Annotated in this window: 20 protein-coding genes and 1 tRNA gene; 5 read left to right on the forward strand and 16 right to left on the reverse strand. The window is 42.1% G+C overall.

What is annotated here, in order from left to right:
• Positions 1-6: 6 nt before the first annotated feature.
• From BLP52_RS03185 to BLP52_RS03210, 6 genes are all read right to left on the reverse strand, one after another.
• Positions 7-2688, reverse strand: coding sequence for a cation-translocating P-type ATPase (locus BLP52_RS03185; protein ID WP_091708648.1), 2682 nt, complete (start codon positions 2686-2688; stop codon positions 7-9).
• A 51-nt stretch (positions 2689-2739) separates the two neighbouring features.
• On the reverse strand, positions 2740-3675 hold the full coding sequence (locus tag BLP52_RS03190; protein ID WP_338011367.1) for a PfkB family carbohydrate kinase: 936 nt from the start codon (positions 3673-3675) through the stop codon (positions 2740-2742).
• A gap of 10 nt (positions 3676-3685) precedes the next feature.
• Positions 3686-4051 (reverse strand): PAS domain-containing protein, encoded by a 366-nt coding sequence (locus BLP52_RS03195; RefSeq protein ID WP_091708652.1) that lies wholly within the window; start codon positions 4049-4051, stop codon positions 3686-3688.
• Positions 4052-4373: 322 nt separating this feature from the next.
• Complete coding sequence (locus BLP52_RS03200; protein ID WP_091709164.1) at positions 4374-4649, reverse strand: ferredoxin-thioredoxin reductase catalytic domain-containing protein; 276 nt, start codon at positions 4647-4649, stop codon at positions 4374-4376.
• A 44-nt stretch (positions 4650-4693) separates the two neighbouring features.
• On the reverse strand, positions 4694-5905 hold the full coding sequence (locus tag BLP52_RS03205; protein WP_091708653.1) for an FprA family A-type flavoprotein: 1212 nt from the start codon (positions 5903-5905) through the stop codon (positions 4694-4696).
• Between the two features lie 17 nt (positions 5906-5922).
• Positions 5923-6411, reverse strand: coding sequence for a ferritin family protein (locus BLP52_RS03210; RefSeq protein ID WP_091708655.1), 489 nt, complete (start codon positions 6409-6411; stop codon positions 5923-5925).
• A 277-nt stretch (positions 6412-6688) separates the two neighbouring features.
• Between BLP52_RS03210 and BLP52_RS03215 the strand changes: the two genes are divergently transcribed.
• Both BLP52_RS03215 and BLP52_RS03220 read left to right on the forward strand, forming a co-directional pair.
• Entirely contained in the window at positions 6689-7792 is a 1104-nt protein-coding gene (locus tag BLP52_RS03215; RefSeq protein WP_091708657.1) for an inositol-3-phosphate synthase, read from the forward strand.
• 14 nt (positions 7793-7806) lie between these two features.
• On the forward strand, positions 7807-8634 hold the full coding sequence (locus tag BLP52_RS03220; protein ID WP_091708658.1) for a hypothetical protein: 828 nt from the start codon (positions 7807-7809) through the stop codon (positions 8632-8634).
• Here BLP52_RS03220 and afpA read toward each other — a convergent pair.
• The 8 genes from afpA to BLP52_RS03260 form a co-directional block, all read right to left on the reverse strand.
• Positions 8631-9176: an archaeoflavoprotein AfpA gene (gene afpA, locus BLP52_RS03225; RefSeq protein ID WP_091708660.1), complete on the reverse strand. Its 546-nt coding sequence runs from the start codon at positions 9174-9176 to the stop codon at positions 8631-8633. The genes BLP52_RS03220 and afpA overlap by 4 nt on opposite strands.
• Positions 9177-9199: 23 nt before the next feature.
• Complete coding sequence (locus tag BLP52_RS03230; RefSeq protein WP_338011368.1) at positions 9200-9904, reverse strand: ferredoxin--NADP reductase; 705 nt, start codon at positions 9902-9904, stop codon at positions 9200-9202.
• Complete coding sequence (locus BLP52_RS03235) at positions 9901-10530, reverse strand: flavodoxin family protein (protein ID WP_091708663.1); 630 nt, start codon at positions 10528-10530, stop codon at positions 9901-9903. Before BLP52_RS03235 ends, BLP52_RS03230 begins: the two co-directional genes overlap by 4 nt.
• A gap of 19 nt (positions 10531-10549) precedes the next feature.
• Positions 10550-10741, reverse strand: a complete 192-nt coding sequence (locus BLP52_RS03240) for a 4Fe-4S dicluster domain-containing protein (protein WP_091708665.1) — start codon at positions 10739-10741, stop codon at positions 10550-10552.
• 14 nt (positions 10742-10755) lie between these two features.
• Positions 10756-12177, reverse strand: a complete 1422-nt coding sequence (locus BLP52_RS03245; protein ID WP_238380701.1) for a cytochrome c family protein — start codon at positions 12175-12177, stop codon at positions 10756-10758.
• A gap of 114 nt (positions 12178-12291) precedes the next feature.
• Complete coding sequence (locus BLP52_RS03250) at positions 12292-12660, reverse strand: carboxymuconolactone decarboxylase family protein (RefSeq protein ID WP_091709169.1); 369 nt, start codon at positions 12658-12660, stop codon at positions 12292-12294.
• Between the two features lie 56 nt (positions 12661-12716).
• Complete coding sequence (locus BLP52_RS03255; RefSeq protein ID WP_091708668.1) at positions 12717-12935, reverse strand: DUF2180 family protein; 219 nt, start codon at positions 12933-12935, stop codon at positions 12717-12719.
• 8 nt (positions 12936-12943) lie between these two features.
• Positions 12944-13183, reverse strand: coding sequence for a DUF2180 family protein (locus tag BLP52_RS03260; RefSeq protein ID WP_091708670.1), 240 nt, complete (start codon positions 13181-13183; stop codon positions 12944-12946).
• A gap of 375 nt (positions 13184-13558) precedes the next feature.
• On the opposite strand from BLP52_RS03260, the gene mer reads away from it, so the two are divergent.
• From mer to BLP52_RS03275, 3 genes are read left to right on the forward strand one after another with little or no spacing between them, the layout of a single operon-like run.
• Positions 13559-14539 (forward strand): 5,10-methylenetetrahydromethanopterin reductase, encoded by a 981-nt coding sequence (gene mer / locus BLP52_RS03265; RefSeq protein ID WP_091708672.1) that lies wholly within the window; start codon positions 13559-13561, stop codon positions 14537-14539.
• Positions 14540-14566: 27 nt separating this feature from the next.
• Positions 14567-15595 (forward strand): F420H2 dehydrogenase subunit FpoF, encoded by a 1029-nt coding sequence (gene fpoF, locus BLP52_RS03270; protein ID WP_091708674.1) that lies wholly within the window; start codon positions 14567-14569, stop codon positions 15593-15595.
• Between the two features lie 13 nt (positions 15596-15608).
• The gene (locus BLP52_RS03275; RefSeq protein ID WP_091709170.1) at positions 15609-16136 is read left to right on the forward strand and encodes a nicotinamide-nucleotide adenylyltransferase; all 528 of its coding nucleotides are present in this window, start codon (positions 15609-15611) and stop codon (positions 16134-16136) included.
• A gap of 26 nt (positions 16137-16162) precedes the next feature.
• On the opposite strand, the gene cysS is transcribed toward BLP52_RS03275, so the two are convergent.
• Together cysS and BLP52_RS03285 are read right to left on the reverse strand one after the other, a co-directional pair.
• Positions 16163-17602, reverse strand: a complete 1440-nt coding sequence (gene cysS, locus BLP52_RS03280; protein WP_202905717.1) for a cysteine--tRNA ligase — start codon at positions 17600-17602, stop codon at positions 16163-16165.
• A gap of 22 nt (positions 17603-17624) precedes the next feature.
• Positions 17625-17697: transfer RNA gene (locus BLP52_RS03285), tRNA-Cys, on the reverse strand.
• Between the last annotated feature and the right edge of the window lie 107 nt (positions 17698-17804).

Below are 17804 nucleotides of genomic sequence, written 5' to 3' on the forward strand. Positions count from 1 at the left end.
GCACTCTTATTTTTTACTGACTGCTGCTATAACCAATTTCAGCCCTTCTGCAAAGAGGAATGTCACAAAGGCCACAGCAATAGGCATAATCCACTCCGCAGGTGACAACGGGATCAATCCGAACGCAACATTCAGTTTTGGGATGTACATAACTGACATAGTTGCAAAGAACGTAGCTGTAACTCCGGTTATCATAAAGTGGTTACTGAAGATCCCAATACTGAATACCGATTTTTCAAGAGATCTGAAAGCCAGCGGTATGAACAGGATCATGCTCACAACCGTGGCAAATGTCAGTGTTCTTGCCATGGTTGTGTCAGCTACCGGATCGCTCATTTCAAACACAAGGAATGAGGCAATTCCCATTGCAAATGCCAGTGTTATTACCAGGAAAAGATTTCGCTTTTTAAGGAAATTATCATCAGGATCCCTCGGCGGAATTGTCATTATGCCGGGAGTTGCCGGATCAAGCCCAAGAGATACGGCAGGCATTATCTCATTGAACATGTTGATGAAAAGTATCTGCAATGCAAGGAGCGGTATAAGATCAAATCCAAGGAGACTGATTCCTGCCATGATCAGTATTATCAGCATGAAATTCCTTGAGATCAGATAGGTTATGAATTTCTCAATATTATTGTAAATGGTCCTGCCGCCACGGACAGCTTCCACGATGGTTGCAAAATTGTCATCCTGGAGTATCATGACACTGGATTCTTTTGCAACGTCAGTTCCTTTGATTCCCATTGCAATGCCAATATCAGCTTTTTTAAGAGCTGGTGCATCGTTCACACCATCTCCGGTCATGGCAACTATATGTCCTTTTTTCTGAAGGGCATTCACGATCCTGAGCTTTTGTTCTGGCATTGTCCTGGCATAAACATTTATGTTCTCAACAATGATGTCAAATTCCTCATCGTTGAGTTCTTCAAGTTCATCGCCTGTGACCGCGCAGTCCTCTGCTATGCGAAGAAGTTTCTCATCCTCATAGACTCCACAACCATTTTTGTCATCAAAAAGGCCGATATTTCTTCCGATAGCTTTTGCTGTTTCCTGATTGTCTCCGGTTATCATTATCACTTTGATACCGGCTTTTCTGCACATAGCAACAGCTTCTTTTGCTTCTTCTCTAGGAGGGTCTATCATTGCCACAAGTCCAAGGAATATCATGTCCTTTTCAAACTCATCAGTGTCAGCTCCGGCAGACTCTTCCTTGCATGCTGCGGCCAGTACGCGATATGCAGAACTTGCAAATTCCAGGTTTTTATCCAGTATGATCTTTCTGTCCTTTTGCGTGAGAGGTACACGTTCTCCATTCTTTTCTATAAAACTGCACTGCGGCAGGACAAATTCAGGAGCGCCCTTTGTAAATGAGAAAAATCCACTATCTGTCTTGTGGATAGTTGTCATTATCTTTCTTTCCGAGGTGAACACGATCTCCTCGGTCGTTTCGTAATCTGTTTCAAGTTCATCCTTCCACAGGTCAACCTTTGCAGCAGCAACAGTAAGAGCTATTTCAGTGGGATCACCGATAACTTCCCATTTTTCCCCTTTCTTTTCAATGGCAGAATTGTTACAAAGAGTAATTCCCCTGAGTAAATTAAGGGTAGTATTGTCTTTCTTTACATCAATATTGTTTCCACGTTTCAGGAACTCTCCTTTGGGAATATATCCTGAACCAGTAACATCGATTTCAGTTTCGCTGACAAAGAGTTTTTCAACTGTCATCTCATTGCGGGTGAGTGTACCTGTCTTGTCCGTACAGATGATCGTTGTTGATCCAAGTGTCTCCACAGCAAGCATTTTTCTAATAATGGCATTGTGTCCTGCCATTTTTTTCATGCCGTATGCAAGGGTTATTGTAAGTGTGAGCGGCAGCCCTTCAGGCACAGCAGCCACAGCAAGAGCCAGTGATATCAGGAGCATATCACCGAATGGTGCTCCTATGTAGATCCCAATGGCAAATGTAATTGCAGAAGCGAGAACAGCAAGGAATGCAAGTGTAAGGGAGAGTTTTGTGATCTTTACCTGAAGCGGGGTATGTTCATCCCTGGTCTGGATGAGGCTTGCTATCTGTCCTATCTTTGTTTCCATTCCGATGGCTGTGACAAGAGCTTTACATTTACCATGAACAAGCTGAGTACCGGCAAAAATTGTATTATTTTCAGTTTTACCTACCGGCACGCTTTCTCCTGTAAGGGCTGATTCATCGATCTTAAGGGCAACTGCCTCTAATACAAAAGCATCTGCAGGAACTTTATCCCCCGTCTCAAGAATAAGAATATCCCCTGGAACAACATTGACTGTAAGTATCTTTAGAAGACGTTTATCTCTCAGCACAGTGGTTTCGGGCTGCACTATACTTTTCAGTGCTTCCATCGCCTTTTCAGCCCTGTACTCCTGAATGAATCCCAGTATGATGACAACGGCAATTGTGAACATGATTACCCAGAAATCAATGGTCTCACCAATTGCAAGAGAAATCACAGCAGCGGCTGCGAGCACCCATACTATAAGGTTTACGAACTGTCCTGCAAGGACTTTCAATGCCGTTGTTTTCTTCTTTTCGGTAAGTTCGTTCTTTCCGTAAATTGCCAGTCTTTCCTGTGCTTCCTGTTCGGAAAGTCCGTCTCTGGAACTTTTCATTTCGGCGAATAATTCTTCAGAGATATCATTTTCCTGTCCCACTTAGCTTCTCCCTTTATTCCAATTTGATATAAGATAATATATTCGTATCTGTCACTGTATCTTTTTTAACCTGTCTGCAAAATCGGATGATATATAATTATCAGTGCTCATACACACATGTGTTGCAAATTCAATTGCATTGTTGATGATCTCATCCCATTCAGATTCAGAAACAGTGTAAAGGTCTGTAATTTTCCTGTGATGCAGCATGTATGCGATACCTGCGTTGAAAGTGTCGCCTGCGCCAACAGTACTTACAGTCTCGATTTCAGGAACTGTGTACTGCTTAGAATAAGAAGGTGTTCTCAGGTAAACTCCACGGGAATTTGCGGTGTAAATAAGTATGTCACATCCTTTTTCGCAGATAAAATCATAAGCTTCATCAGGAGTATTGCATCCTGCTATCATTTTCATATCCTCATTTGAGGCTCTGACGATATCTGCAAATTTTATGTTCTCAGATATCATTGATTTGATTTCTTCAAGTGAAGACGAAAGAGAATCTCTGAAATTCGGGTCATAATACAGTGTGGTACCAGTGTCCTTTGCAGAAATGAGGATATTTTTCAGTCCTGCTCTGATTTCCGGCTTTAATGTCATAATTGAGCCAAACATGAGTATATCACCTGGTTCAAATTGCGGTATCTCGATATCAAGTCGCTTTTCAGGAAAATCTTCATAGAACTCATATGATGCATCGTTACGTTCATTCAGAAATGCAAGTGAAAGAGGTGACTTGCCATTATAAAGAAAAAGATAATCCGTTGAGACTCCGTTTTTCTGGAGAAATTCAGTAATTAAGCTGCTTATATTGTCCTGTCCTAACTCACTGATAAATGAAACCGGGACTCCTGTTCTTCCAAGAGAGACAGAACTATTCAGCATGGCTCCACCCGGGCAGGATGCTATTGTTTTTCCTTCCTTGAAAAGTATGTCATAAAAAGTTTCACTGATGGTGTAAACATGGGATATGTTATCATCCGCCAGATTTCAGGTTTTAATTCTCAGTAATTTTCAGTATTCCTACAATGTAGGCTACATTTCCACTCTCATCACGTATGAATGTGGTTTTTTCCTCAACGGTTCTGACATGTTCTTTTTTAGTCCTGATCCTGTATTTCTGTGAAAGGCTGCCAGCACCTTCAAGTGCATTTTCCTTCAGTTCCAGAACTACTCTGTCAAGGTCATCAGGATGAATAAGTTCTTTGAAGTTCACTTTTCCTGAAGTAAGATCTTCAGTTTTGTAGCCAAATTCCTCAATTGATGAGGATACAAATTCCACTTTCCCATTTTCTTTGCGTATGAATGCTATTATTCCTGAGTTATCAAGGAGCATTTCAAGGGCTTTAACACGAAGCTCCATTATTTCAAGAATGTCCTTTTGCTTTAGGGCACACTCCAGTTCAGCGTTCTCCGTTTCTTTTAGTTCTCCCAGTTTGTCTTCCTTTCTGTCATAATTGCTGTAAGTAGCAGCTTTTCCAAAATTTGTATCATGACCGATAACAACCCCTCCTGTACATCTTGGTCTAATCCTTTAGAGAATTGCCTGAATAATTATCTCCATCAATAATTTAAGTATTTGTTGTCTACTAGATAGTTCACACTAATCATTAATCACTTCCAGAAAGAAATGGTGAAAAATAATTTTCTGGAGCAAAGCCGCCCCAGTCAAGCAAAAAAGATATTTATTTTATGTAAAGTCCGCACTTGCATGAACCACGGGTTTCAACATCTCTTGTTCTTGCAGCGCATGGGCATATAATCTTCTTGTCCTGTTCTTTGTCTCCTGTTCTCTTCTGGCAGAAACAGTACCATTCACCGTATTCTCTCTTGTTGTTGGAGATACCTTTTACTGCTGTTGTGATAACATCCCAATCACTATTGAGCTTGTATCCGGTTGTTTCTGCATTTTTCTTGGACCTTTCATAAAATTCTGCTTCTAGATCATTTTCGAATTTCATAGTAACACTCTCATATGTTGGAATAAACATTCATCTCTATAAATTTAAGAGTTTGCATTCTCCATTGCAATTTCGGCAAGTCTGTAACCGATTTCCCGGCAGGCTTTTTTGTCTTCTTCATAAGGTCGGAACTTTATTTGCATACTTTCCATGGCAAGCTCGAACTTTGCACTTTCGATCATCTTTTCCATTCCTTTGACTGCACCGCCTCCCCATCCGTAGGAACCGAATAGGAAGTATTTCTTACCTTTTGGGTGAAGTCCTGTAAGGTATGTCAGGAATCCGGCAATAGTAAAGAACATTCCATTATTCATTGTGGGTGAACCTATGGCAACCACCGGTGCATCCATGAGTTCTTTCATTGTCATGCTCCAGTCGTTCTTTCTCAGGTGCCTCAGGCGTACTTCAACTCCTGCTGACCTCGCACCTTCGACAATTTCCATTGCCATTTTTTCAGTGCTGCCCCACATGGTATCATAGATCACGATTACTTTTGGAACAGTTTCACCGTTTGCCCATTTCAGGTATTGTGTCATAATCTTTGAAACATCCTTCCTCCAGATGATTCCGTGTGCAGGAGCTATCATTTCAGGATGTACTTCCAGTCCTTTGAGCTTCTCAATATATTTGAGGACCTGAGAACCAAAAGGCAACAGTATATTGGCATAGTATATGCCCGCATCTTCCATTACATCATCTACTTCATCATCAAAGCGTTTGGATGTCGCAACATGTTGTCCGAATGCGTCATTTGAGAAAAGGAGTTTGTCTTCTTTCACATAGGTCTGCATGCTGTCAGGCCAGTGAAGCATTGTTGCCTCAATGAACATCAATGTCCTTTTACCAAGGCTTAACTCATCACCTGTTTTTACAACAGTCAGATCCCAGTTATCAAAACCTTCTTCCTTGTAATACTCTGAAAGACCGGTCTGCCCTTTTGATGATGCAAAGACCTTTGCATTTGGTGCGACTTCCAGAACTGCGGAGATTGAACTGGAATGGTCCATTTCAACGTGGTTGGATATGATGTAATCTATCTTTGAAGGATCGATTATCTGACTGATACGCTTGATCATCTCCCCGGCAAACGGAGCTTTTACTGTGTCAATGAGGGCTATTTTCTCATCGATCACAAGGTATGAATTGTAGCTTCCTCCCTTTGGTGTCTCATATCCGTGGAAGTCACGCAGATTCCAGTCAACCACGCCTACCCAGTAGATCCCTTTTGCTATTTCAAGTGGCTTGTAATCGTCCATTGTACTGCATCTCCTTTTTACGTCTGCATTCTGAACTGGGTCGCATCATCAAGCAGTTCATCAATTATCATGTAGTGTCCTCTCTCGGCAGCTGCAACCTGTTCAAAGAATACTCTTTGTTCTTCGCTCTCTGCCCTTTTGGCAAGCTCCATGTAGAAATATTCACTCTTGTGCTCAAATCTGAGGGCTGCAAGCAGTATTCCTATTTCTTCCAGTTTTTCATCTGAGAATTCTTCACTGAAAGATGCTTCAAATTTAGGATACGTGAACTCAACCTTTGGTACGTTCTTACTTTCCCTATACTGCTGGAGATATCCTGCGTGCTTTTTTTCTTCATCCGCAAGGAAAATGTACAATTTGCTTGCAGTTGCGTTCTTCATAACAGATGCTTTTTCACTGTAATATGCCATACCCTCTTCCTCAAGTTCGATAGCAAGAGCAATAGCTTCGTCAAGTGACTCAAGATGGTCTAGCTCCTCTGCAATCTCATGTAGTATATCTTTCATTTTAGAATCTCCTTTAGGAACTTATGTTGCTAAAATACAAATTTGTCGTTCTCTGTCTGAACAAAAATAAAACCCACTGTATCAAATATTATTTAATTCTGGCTTAATATATCTTTCGAGCTTAGTTGCCTGCAATTGCCGGGTTTAGCTATATATTTATATGATATAGGCGACCATTCCATGTTTAGAAAACTTTTTATTTGTATCAATACATTAATGTGGTTATATTCCATCTGTTATTTATTTTGAATAAGATTATTTTCATAGAGGTAGATGAATGGACAAAATAAAAATCGCAATTGCAGGTATAGGCAATTGTGCAAGTTCCCTTATTCAGGGCATTGAATATTACAAAAAAAAGAATGAGGAAGATGCGATAGGGTTAATGCACTGGGACCTCGGTGGCTACAAGCCTTTCGATATTGATGTAGTAGCTGCTTTTGATGTAGATAAGAGAAAAGTTGGCAAAGATATCTCAGAAGCGATTTTTGCCCCACCTAATTGTACAGCGGTTTTCTGTCCGGAAATTCCTCCTACGGGTACCATTGTAAAAATGGGCTGTATTCTTGACGGTGTATCAGAACATATGGTTGACTACAGTGATAACAGGCGCTTTATTCCTTCATCTGATAAAGAGAGCGATAAAGAACAGGTAGTAAAGGAGCTACAGGATTCCGGTGCAGAGATATTATTGAACTACATGCCCGTAGGTTCTGAGGAAGCGACCCGCTTCTATGCGGAATGCGCCCTTGAGGCAGGAGTTGCATTTATCAATAATATGCCTGTTTTTATAGTAAGCAATCCCGAGTGGGCTGCTAAGTTTGAGGAAAAGGGTATTCCTATCATTGGTGATGACATAAAGGCACAGCTCGGTGCAACAATTACTCACAGGACCCTTGCGGATCTTTTCCGCAAACGTGGTGTGAAACTGGAAAGAACATACCAGCTTAACACAGGTGGAAATACCGACTTCCTGAATATGCTCAACAGGAACAGACTTGCTTCCAAGAAGGAGTCCAAAACCGAAGCTGTCCAGTCTGTGGTCGGTCAGAGAATGGACGATGACAATATCCATGTCGGTCCAAGTGACTATGTTCCATGGCAGAACGATAACAAGTTATGTTTCCTGAGGATGGAAGGTAAACTCTTTGGTGATGTTCCGATGAATATCGAGCTTCGTCTTTCAGTAGAGGATTCTCCTAACTCTGCCGGAGTTGTCATTGATGCGGTCAGGTGCTGTAAACTTGCACTTGACAGGGGTATTGGTGGAATTCTTTACTCACCATCTTCATACTTCATGAAGCACCCACCAAAGCAGTTCACTGATGATGAGGCACATGCGATGACAGATGCTTTCATCAAAGGTGAGCGCGACAACTAGATAAGGTAAAATCTATGGACTTTGCTGCCACTGGAAAAGAACGCCGGATATTTGGTGTTGATTTCAGTGGTGCAAAAGATGCAGGTCGCAAGATATGGATAAGTGAAGGCGTTGTCAGTGACAATATACTTCACATCCATCAATGCTATCCTATTTTTGAAGTTGTTCCTGATAATAGCAAACAGCGCGATGTCTGTCTTTCTGCTTTACGTGATCTGATATTATCCAACAATAATTCTGTTTTTGGAATGGATTTTCCATTCAGTCTTCCGCATAAATTAATGTCCGGGAAAGACTGGTGTTCTTTTGTATCTGGGTTTCCTGATGAATATGAGTCAGCAGATGATTTTCGTAAAAAGATGCAGCAAATGGGTGGTAAGACAGAACTGAAACGTCTTACGGACGTTGAAGTAAAAGCACCATTTAGCATTTACAATCTCTGGGTTTACAAGCAGACTTATTTTGGGATCCATGATGTTCTGCGTCCCCTTGTAACAGAGGATAAAGCATGTGCCGTTCCCATGCAAGAACCAGAGTGTGAAAAACCCTGGCTCATGGAGATATGTCCGGCTTCAACTCTGAAAAGTGAAGATCTCTACATTGGATACAAAGGAAGGACAGAAAAAGAAGAGATAAAAAGAAAACACATCCTGGATAAACTGATTGAGAAAGGGATGATCGTTTCTGATGATATAAAAGAGAAGATCATCAGAAACAAAGACGGTGATGCTCTTGATAGTTTTGTAGCAGCCTATGCCACTTATCGCTCAGTCTTAAAAATGAATGATATTATCGGCAAACTTCCCGACATATATCTTCGTGAAGGTTATACTTTCTTTTAATCCTTGCTGACACCTAACAGGTCGTAAATATCATCAGGACTATTGATTACTGTAATATTTTCCATCTGGGCGAGTTTCTTTGTATTGGTGACATCCACTTCACGCATTTTAAGCTCCATTACACGTCCTTCAGGAGATACTGTTTCCACGGTGCCAATTTCCCTGTCAACCGGCAGTATGTAGATAGGTGTGCTACCCTTTGCGGTCTGTGCAACAACGTTTGTGACCAGGGTGTCTGCGATACCATATACTATCTTTGCAACACTGTTGGATGTTGTTGGGGCAATGATAAGTGCGTCATAGTATCCAACCTGAAGAGGTCCTGCAATAAACGGTGAATTTGGTCCGCCCTCTGTCTTGAAATTAGGAAAATCCTTCTGGATATCATTCCACATATGGTACCATTTCATAACGGTTTCTCCTTCTTTTGAAAGGAAAACCATTATGTCTATATCGGTCTTGTTCTTGATATCAACCATTGTCTCATATGTTTCCTTTATAAGGTCCCCTGACCCTGTAATTCCCCATGCTATCCTTTTCATGATCTGTACCTTCTTTTAACTTCTTAGTATCCTATCAGTGATTCTTTGTTGATCTCACTATCGGGTATTCTCATAGATTGAAGCAGTTCCACCATTGCATCGACCATAGGTGGTGGTCCGCATACGTAAAATGTTCTTTCCGAATAATCCGGTAATTCTCTGAGTATAAGGTTCTCACAGATGCGCTCCCTGCATCCTGTCCAGTTTTCAGAGGCTCTGGTGAGTGTATGGAATACCTTAAGGTTTGGATTCTGCTTCTCCATTTCCTCAAGTTCTTCTTTGAATATCATGTCCTCTTCGGTCTTATCACTGCAAATAAGCATGATATCCGTATCGAGTTTCATATCCGTGCAGTATTTGCAAATACTGATCATTGGCGTGATACCAATGCCACCACTAAGAAGTGCTATCTTAGCGTGTTCACCTTCAAATGTAAGCTTACCAAATGGACCTTTTACAGTTGCTTTGTCTCCTGGTACCATGGAATCAAGAATGTTTGAGAACTCGTGTCCTGTGAGTTTTTTTGTAAATTCGATGTGATCTTTTTCAGTGGGACTGCTGGAGAGTGTAAAAGGCTTACCCTTTTTTTTCTCTCCATCCGTTAGCTTGATGATCACATACTGTCCAGCCTTATAATCAAAATCTTCCGGTCTTTTGAACCTGAAACTCTTTACATTATACGCCCTTCTTATGATCTCTGTAACAGGTTCTTCAAATTCCAGATCTATTCCTCCTTACGCAGTTCTTTTGTTGCTATGGCCGTTTTCATGAGTTTGTTCATGGTCCTGTGCAGACTCCTTAGTCCTTCGGAGTCTTCTGCAACACCTTCTGCGCCTCTGTCCTGTGACCAGAAAGTACCTCCAAGGTTAGATCCGAATGACCCTCCTCCAACAGGTATCATCTCACTGATGACGTAAAAATTGAGAATATTCTGTATGGCCGGTTCCTGTCCCCCCATCCTGTCTCCACCAACAGCGGTGGCGGCACCAACCTTGTTCATAAAGGATTTAGGATTGCGCGCAACAACTGCACGACACCTGTCCATGATAGTTTTAGTCTGGGCACTTAATGTACCCTGGTATACAGGAGTGCCAATTATCCATGCGTCTGCCCAGAGCATCTTATCATAAAGTTCCACAAGATCATCTTTGTGAATGCATCCCTCTTTCTTACGTACACAATAGTCACAATGGATGCAGAATTTCATCTCTTTACCTCTGGCAGAGAAATACTCTATCTCAGCATCGTATTTTTCCTGTGCGTATCTGAGAGCTTCGTTTACAATGTAGTCTGTGGACTTCTTCCTGGGACTACCTGAGATGCCCAGCAGGCGAATGCTTCTGTCGTCGGACATGGTGGCACTCCATTCTTGTTTATTCCAGTGTTATTGCTTCCTGTGGACAGGCATCAACACAGTTACCACATTCAACGCAGTCATCAGGACGTGCGATAACAGATTTGAGATCTCCGTTTGCGTCTTCCTGTACTTCAATAACGTCTGTTGGGCATGCCTGAGCACAGGCTCCTATTCCTTCACATTTAGCTAAATCGACTTCTGGTGGCATTTATTTTTCCTCCATTATTTTCTTTTTAAGATGTACATCGTGATTCCAAGAACCATTGCAGCAGCAAGTGCACTAAATCCAGGTGTGCTTGCACTACCTGGTTCTGGCTGGGTTCTTTCATCTGCAGGTGTTGATGGGTCGTAAATGATCACAGACATTTTGTTCATATCAACAACCGGAACCATTGTTTCTTCACCAAGTAGATGATCGATCATATCCTGTGGAGCTGACCTGTATTTCAGGGTACTCTGTATTGTAAGGGGATATGCTGCATTTTCAGGCATAACAAATGAGTGCTCTTCTGTTACAGTTTCTTTTGGACCTATCCTGTTGTCCTCAAGAATACTTTCTGCAAGCCAGAAACTCTTTGTTTCTTCACCATCTGCATCTGCAAGGACATTATTGTACAACATTTTCGCATCTATGATGTTACCATCAGTATCAACGCTTCCTGCATTGTAAATAGTGTTTCCGTTCACGTCGGTGACTACAACTTCCAGCCACATCTCCCTTATTTCAGAAACTCCCGTAGGGATATTGTGTCCGGCACCGGAGTTTGTAATGGATACATCAATTAGGACCTCATCCCCTGAAGATGCAACTTCCGGTGCTGATAATTCCATTGTGGTGGCCTTTTGAAGCCTTTCAACTGCCATATCAGCTACGCTCTCAGCACCAAACATTGGTGGTATCAAAGTATTTCCACCAACAATGTCATGTAATGGAATATGATCTCTTTTAGGAGCACCTGAACCGGCACGTCCGGGATTAGCCTTGAATTCGGTAATACCTTCTGTCATGTGACAGTCCTGACATACAACGTCCTCTTCGGCATACTGGCTTTCTTTCCAGGTCGAGTATGTATCATCAATAACAAGCCCGTTTACAGGGTTGATAACCTGATGGCACATTCCGCAGTATTCTGACTGAGTAAAAAGCTTGAGGTATTCGGATTCATGGTAATTACCTCTGGCGTCATCGAATGGTCCCCATTTGGTATTACCAGGAGTTACTGTAAATGGTGCATTACCTGTACCATTACTTCCAGATACTACGTGACAGAAATCACACTGTACTCCAAGTTTGGCAATATCAGACATTTCGGAACCATCTATTGGTGGGATCTCTCCGCTAACAACCCCTATTGGTGTGTGACAGCGTGAACAGAACTCATCCAGCGAGCCATTTGTGTCTTCACTTGCTATCTTTACCTCTTCAAGATAAAATGGGTCCAGGTATGCATTAAAGTGCATTGTTCCTTCCCATTCAGCATAAATTATAGCATGGCATTGCCTGCATTTACTTTCATAGGCAAAATCGTCCGAGCTGTATTCCCCAGCTTGTGTTGCCGGTGTTGCAGTTGCAATGCTTCCTGTGCTAAGTAGTAAAAGCATTGCTGCCAGGACCAGACCAAGCTTTACAACGGTTCCCCTCATGTCCTCTCCTCTACATCATACTTATGTTTCTTAGTGTACCTGGACACCGGTTTACCCAAACCGGTGTAAAGGCAAAATTGATGTAAAAGGGATAAATCCCTTATATTCTTTTGATTACTTAAGCTGCTTCAGTGCATCTCTGCATGCAGCAACAGCAGGAGCTCCGGATGTGATGAAAATGACATCCATTACTTCCATGATCTCTTCCTTTGTTGCACCGCTTTTAAGCGCACTCTTCATCTGTGATACTACACAGCGTTCACACTGTTTGGATGCGACTACTGCAAGTGCTATGAGTATCTTTGTCTTTGCAGGGAGTGCACCATCTTTAAGCAGTTTGTGGTTACACATGTTATATTTGTGTACAAATTCAGGTTCAAGTTCCCCTAACGTTTCTAATATCTGTGGTGTGAATCCCAGCTTGTCGGACATATCATCAATTATCTCTCTGTGTCCGCATTCTTTACCTCTTTCTCCGCACATTTTCTCTACTCCTTTCTTCTTTTTATGATATAAAATCAGGGATGTTCCCATCCCGATTAATCGAATCCGTCTTCAATTGTCTGATCAAAACAGTATTTGCAAAGAATTCTTGGCAGTCCCTTTGGCAGTCTCTGTACATTAGGTGGTTGTCCAACGGATACAGGAAGTTCAAGTTCCTTACAGTGATCGTTACATATACCTTTTCCACAGGCAATGCAGATTGATGTTGCTTCTGTATCTTTTCCATCTTCCATGCAGTCATAACATTTCATCATGATATCACCTAGTAGTTCTCCTTCAGGGCTTCATGACATGGCATACAAAGCACTTTCTTCCAGTGCTGTACATCCTTGTAGTCACAGGAAATTCCCATTCCACATTTCAGCTTAATGCTGTATTCACCCTCCCATACAGGTGTTTCTTCTCTTACAAGGTGGTCCTTGCAAACTCCTCTCCCGCAGATTATACAGACAGCAACTGTGTCACTATCTTTTCCATTTTTTGCACATTCAAAGCATTTCATGACGATCACTCTGTCAATATGTTGTTTGTTCGCAAATCTTTCTGTTCGTCATTTCTGCAGATGCGAATAATAACTTGCATGATATTGGTATATACAGGTGTATCTACCGATATTCCCCCGCAGATATGAATAATAAATCTTCTAACGTTTACTGAATATATCTGTAACGGTAAATACAGCTTCTTTTTTTATCAGGTGTTCCTGTCCTGCAGTACTCTATAAATCTAATATTTATGACAAATTATTTTTACCTGGAATTGAATATTGCTCCTACTCTTTTGGGTATTTGTCTATACTATTTGCCAAAATCAAACCAACAAAGTTTTAAATATGTATAGATACCTGAATAGGAACACACTTTACAGGAGGATTCAAATGACATTTGGAATTGAATTTGTACCAAGCGACCCGGTTTTAAAAATAGCTCACTATGCAAAACTTGCTGAACAGCAGGGCTTTGACAACGTATGGATCACAGACCACTACAACAACCGTGATGTCTATTCTACCTTAACCGTGCTTGCAATGAACACAAACAGTATCAAGCTCGGAACAGGTGTAACAAACCCATACACAAGAAATGCAGCTATTACCGCATCAAGCATCGCTTCACTCAATGAGATATCAGGCGGCCGTGCAATTCTCGGTCTCGGTCCAGGAGACAAGGCAACCTTTGATGCAATGGGTATTGCATGGGACAAGCCACTCACCACAACAAAGGAAAGCATCCAGGCAATCCGCAGCTTCATCGCTGGTGAGAAAGTAACTATGGACGGCGACATGGTTAAGTTCGGCGGCGCTAAGATGGCATTCAAGGCTGGAAACGTACCTATCTACATGGGTGCACAGGGTCCAAAGATGCTCGAGCTCGCAGGAGAGGTATCAGACGGTGTACTTATCAATGCATCACACCCAAAGGACTTTGAAGTAGCTGTACAGCAGATCGCAGCAGGCGCAAAGAAGGCAGGCCGCGACCCTAAGGAAGTTGACGTAGCAGCATACGCATGTTTCTCAATTGACAAGGACGCTGCAAAGGCAAAGAGCGCAGCACAGATCGTAGTTGCATTCATCGTTGCAGGTTCACCTGACATGGTACTTGAGCGTCACGGAATCGATGTCTCAGCAAAGTCTGACATCGGCGGAGCAATCGCAAAGGGTGACTTCGGTGCACTCATGGGCGGCATGGTCACAAATGACATGATGGACGCATTCTCTATCAGTGGTACACCAGAAGACTGTAAGGCAAGGATCAACGAGCTTCTTGATATCGGTGTAACCCAGATCGTTGCTGGTTCCCCAATCGGACCAAACAAAGAGAAGGCTATCAAGCTCATCGGTAAAGAAATCATTGGATAAACAAGAAAAGAACGTCGGAGGCATTTAATGGCCCATCCAAAAATATTAGAGGTCATTGAGCACGACACCTGTACTGCTTGTGGGGCATGCGTTTCAGCATGTCCTGCTGGTGCTATTGTTATGAACAAGCATGCAGAAGTCCGTGACCCTGATAATTTAGAATACTACGTCAAAGGCGCAGCACCTGATGTATGTGAGCACTGTCTCACATGTGGAAGGCTTTGTCCGGTGATTGACGGATATGTAGAAGACGAATTTGCAAATGTAAAAGAGTTCTTTGGAGCAAAGAGCACCATACACGGCCAGGACGGTGGTGTAACTTCTATTCTTGCAAAGGCTCTGCTGGAAACCGGCACGGTAGATTGCATCGTTGGTATCGCCAGAGATGGTTTATGGGATACTGAACTTATACTTATGACCAAGCCGGAAGATGTTGACAGGACAACAGGTACAAAGTATACCTATGATTCCGTACTTTCAGCACTCAGGGAACCTTTTGAGAAATACGATAAAATAGGTGTAATTGGCGTACCCTGCCAGGCGCACGGCGCACGTCTCCTATTTGAGAACAACAATGATAAGATCGTTGTAATCCTTGGTCTTCTGTGCATGGAAAGTTTCTATCACGATGTAATGACTGAGAAGATAGTTCCTGAAATTATGGGACTCAACCTTGATGATGTTGTTAAGATGGACTTCGGAAAAGGTAAGTTCTGGAACTACACAAAGGACGGCGAAGCTCACAGTGTAAAGATTCCTGAAGTTGCTCACCACGCAAGAAACCCATGCCACCACTGTTGTGACTATACATCAGTATCTGCTGATATATCACTTGGGTCAGTTGGTACACCTGATGGCTGGAACTGTGTGCTAATAAGAACTGATGTAGGCAAGAAGATGTTCGAGCTTATCAAGGATAAGGTCGAGATCATGGAAGATCCAAAACCAGGAATGGACCTGATCAAGAAACTTGCCCAGATGAAACACGATAACAACTCAGGCCACTACCTTGAAGTCTGTGAGAAATTCTCATTTGATGAATGTGGCATTCACTGATGGTTTATCAAATATGCATATGAGAAGAGCGTTCTACATTGGACGCTTTCAACCATTTCATCTCGGACACTACTCTTTAATTAAAGATATTGCCCAGGATGTGAACGAAGTAGTAATTGGTATAGGCAGTGCCCAGAAAAGCCACGAGCCTAAGAACCCATTTACCGCAGGTGAGCGCGTAATGATGATCAAGCATGCCCTTGAGGATGCTGGAATTAAACATTACGCGATTCCTCTGGAAGATCTGCAAAGAAACGCTGTGTGGGTCTCCCATATTATTTCTATGACACCACCTTTTGATGTGGTCTATTCTAACAATCCGCTTGTTGTACGTCTTTTTCAGGAATCCGGTATTCCGGTGGAGCAACCTCCAATGTATCAGAGAGAGGGTTATTCCGGTAGTGAGATTCGAAAAAGAATGCTAAAAGATGAGGATTGGAAATCCCTTGTCCCCAGGGCTGTTATTGATGTCATCGATGAGATAGATGGTGTGAACAGACTCAAGAGCGTGTCACAATCCGACAAGGATTATAATGATTAGGTGTTTGGCATTTTTCTGTTTTTTGTTCAGTTTTCTCTTCTCCACCTGACACCTTCCTTGCCATCCTCTATAATGATGCCTTTCTCTTTAAGTTCATCACGTATTGAATCAGCTTTTGCCCAGTCCTTTTCAGCACGTGCTTTATCCCTGAGTTCTATCAGTTCATTGATCTTCTCATCTGATATTCCGTTGCTTAGTTCTTCTGAATTTGCCTTATCATCATCTTCAAAGATTCCAAGAACTTCGTTTATCTCCGAATAGAGATCCAGTACCTTTTCAAGAGAGGGCCTTCCGGGTTTTTCATTTGCGATTATGGAATTGATCTTGCGGCTGAAAACAAAAAGCTCGCCTATTGCTTTCCTGGTATTGAAGTCATCATCCATCGCATCAATAAAAGCAGACCTGCTTTCATCTATCAGTTCTGAAAGTCCACAGTCATTGTTATTATCCGGTGCTTCCGAAACAGAATGTTTTACGTTAGAGATTGTGTTCAATAATCTCTTTCTTGCTCTTCCTGCTTCCACAAGCGCATCCTCGCTAAAGTCAATAGTACTCCTGTAGTGAGTGTAGACTATGAAGAACCTGATAGTTCCGGGAGGAAATTTAGCAAGTACTTCTTTTATGGTAAAGAAGTTACCAAGGGACTTTGACATTTTTTCCTTATCAATAGTAAGAAAACCATTGTGTATCCAGTACTTACTGAAAGGATGAATTCCTGTACAGCTTTCGGACTGGTGTATCTCGGCTTCATGGTGCGGAAATATCAGGTCCATTCCTCCGCCGTGAATATCCAGTTGCTGTGAGCAATATTTCATGGACATGACAGAACATTCGATATGCCACCCCGGTCTACCTCTTCCCCATGGACTGTCCCAGCCCGGTTCATTGTCAGGAGAGCTTTTCCAGAGTACAAAATCAAGCTGATACCTTTTGTCGTCCTCTACATCGATCCGGCACCCGGAACCTTCCATTAAACCTTCAACGGTCTGGTGACTAAGTATTCCTATTCTGTCCGCAGACCTTTCAAGGTCATAGTACACGTTTCCTTTTTGGGTTGCATAAGCAGCGCCATTTTTTATAAGTCGGGCAACGGTATCAATGATATCTTCTATATGTTCTGTAACTTTAGGACGTGTATCAGGTTCCATGACTCCAAGGGCCTTCATATCCTCTTCAAAAGATGCAGTGAACTTTCTCGAAAGTTCGAAGGCATCCTCTCCGCTTTCCTTTGCCCTGTCTATCACCTTATCATCAACATCAGTGATATTGGACACATAATTCACGTCATATCCCCGGTATATCAGGTAGCGTCTGATAACATCAAAAGAAACATAACTTCTGGCATGTCCCAGATGACAGTGGTCGTAAACAGTGGGTCCGCACACGTACATATTTACTATCTTGCCATTTAAAGGGACAAAATCCTCATTTTCCCTTGTTAATGTATTGTAAACTCTGAGCACCACAGTAAACACCTAATAAATAAAATGCCGAGAGAGAGATTCGAACTCCCGGAAAACCGCTCTGCAGGCGGTCACATTAGCCACTCTGTCATCTCGGCAGGATGATATAAGATTTTAAAAATCCTATACAGCATACTCTATTAATCTATTTATGTGTTGGCATTATTCCCTATTATCTCTACTTTAGCGGTTGCATTTTTTATAT

Source organism: Methanolobus vulcani, assembly GCF_900100715.1.
GTDB lineage: Archaea > Halobacteriota > Methanosarcinia > Methanosarcinales > Methanosarcinaceae > Methanolobus > Methanolobus vulcani.

Coding starts and splice junctions, on each gene's coding strand:
- BLP52_RS03220 (WP_091708658.1), top strand. CDS start 7,807: ATGGACTTTGCTGCCACTGGAAAAGAACGCCGGATATTTGGTGTTGAT.
- BLP52_RS03260 (WP_091708670.1), bottom strand. CDS start 13,183: ATGAAATGCTTTGAATGTGCAAAAAATGGAAAAGATAGTGACACAGTT.
- BLP52_RS03240 (WP_091708665.1), bottom strand. CDS start 10,741: ATGCCACCAGAAGTCGATTTAGCTAAATGTGAAGGAATAGGAGCCTGT.
- BLP52_RS03210 (WP_091708655.1), bottom strand. CDS start 6,411: ATGAAAGATATACTACATGAGATTGCAGAGGAGCTAGACCATCTTGAG.
- afpA (WP_091708660.1), bottom strand. CDS start 9,176: ATGAAAAGGATAGCATGGGGAATTACAGGGTCAGGGGACCTTATAAAG.
- mer (WP_091708672.1), top strand. CDS start 13,559: ATGACATTTGGAATTGAATTTGTACCAAGCGACCCGGTTTTAAAAATA.
- BLP52_RS03235 (WP_091708663.1), bottom strand. CDS start 10,530: ATGTCCGACGACAGAAGCATTCGCCTGCTGGGCATCTCAGGTAGTCCC.
- BLP52_RS03250 (WP_091709169.1), bottom strand. CDS start 12,660: ATGTGCGGAGAAAGAGGTAAAGAATGCGGACACAGAGAGATAATTGAT.
- fpoF (WP_091708674.1), top strand. CDS start 14,567: ATGGCCCATCCAAAAATATTAGAGGTCATTGAGCACGACACCTGTACT.
- BLP52_RS03205 (WP_091708653.1), bottom strand. CDS start 5,905: ATGGACGATTACAAGCCACTTGAAATAGCAAAAGGGATCTACTGGGTA.
- BLP52_RS03195 (WP_091708652.1), bottom strand. CDS start 4,051: ATGGAGCTTCGTGTTAAAGCCCTTGAAATGCTCCTTGATAACTCAGGA.
- BLP52_RS03215 (WP_091708657.1), top strand. CDS start 6,689: ATGGACAAAATAAAAATCGCAATTGCAGGTATAGGCAATTGTGCAAGT.
- BLP52_RS03245 (WP_238380701.1), bottom strand. CDS start 12,177: ATGAGGGGAACCGTTGTAAAGCTTGGTCTGGTCCTGGCAGCAATGCTT.
- BLP52_RS03275 (WP_091709170.1), top strand. CDS start 15,609: ATGCATATGAGAAGAGCGTTCTACATTGGACGCTTTCAACCATTTCAT.
- BLP52_RS03255 (WP_091708668.1), bottom strand. CDS start 12,935: ATGATGAAATGTTATGACTGCATGGAAGATGGAAAAGATACAGAAGCA.
- BLP52_RS03200 (WP_091709164.1), bottom strand. CDS start 4,649: ATGAAATTCGAAAATGATCTAGAAGCAGAATTTTATGAAAGGTCCAAG.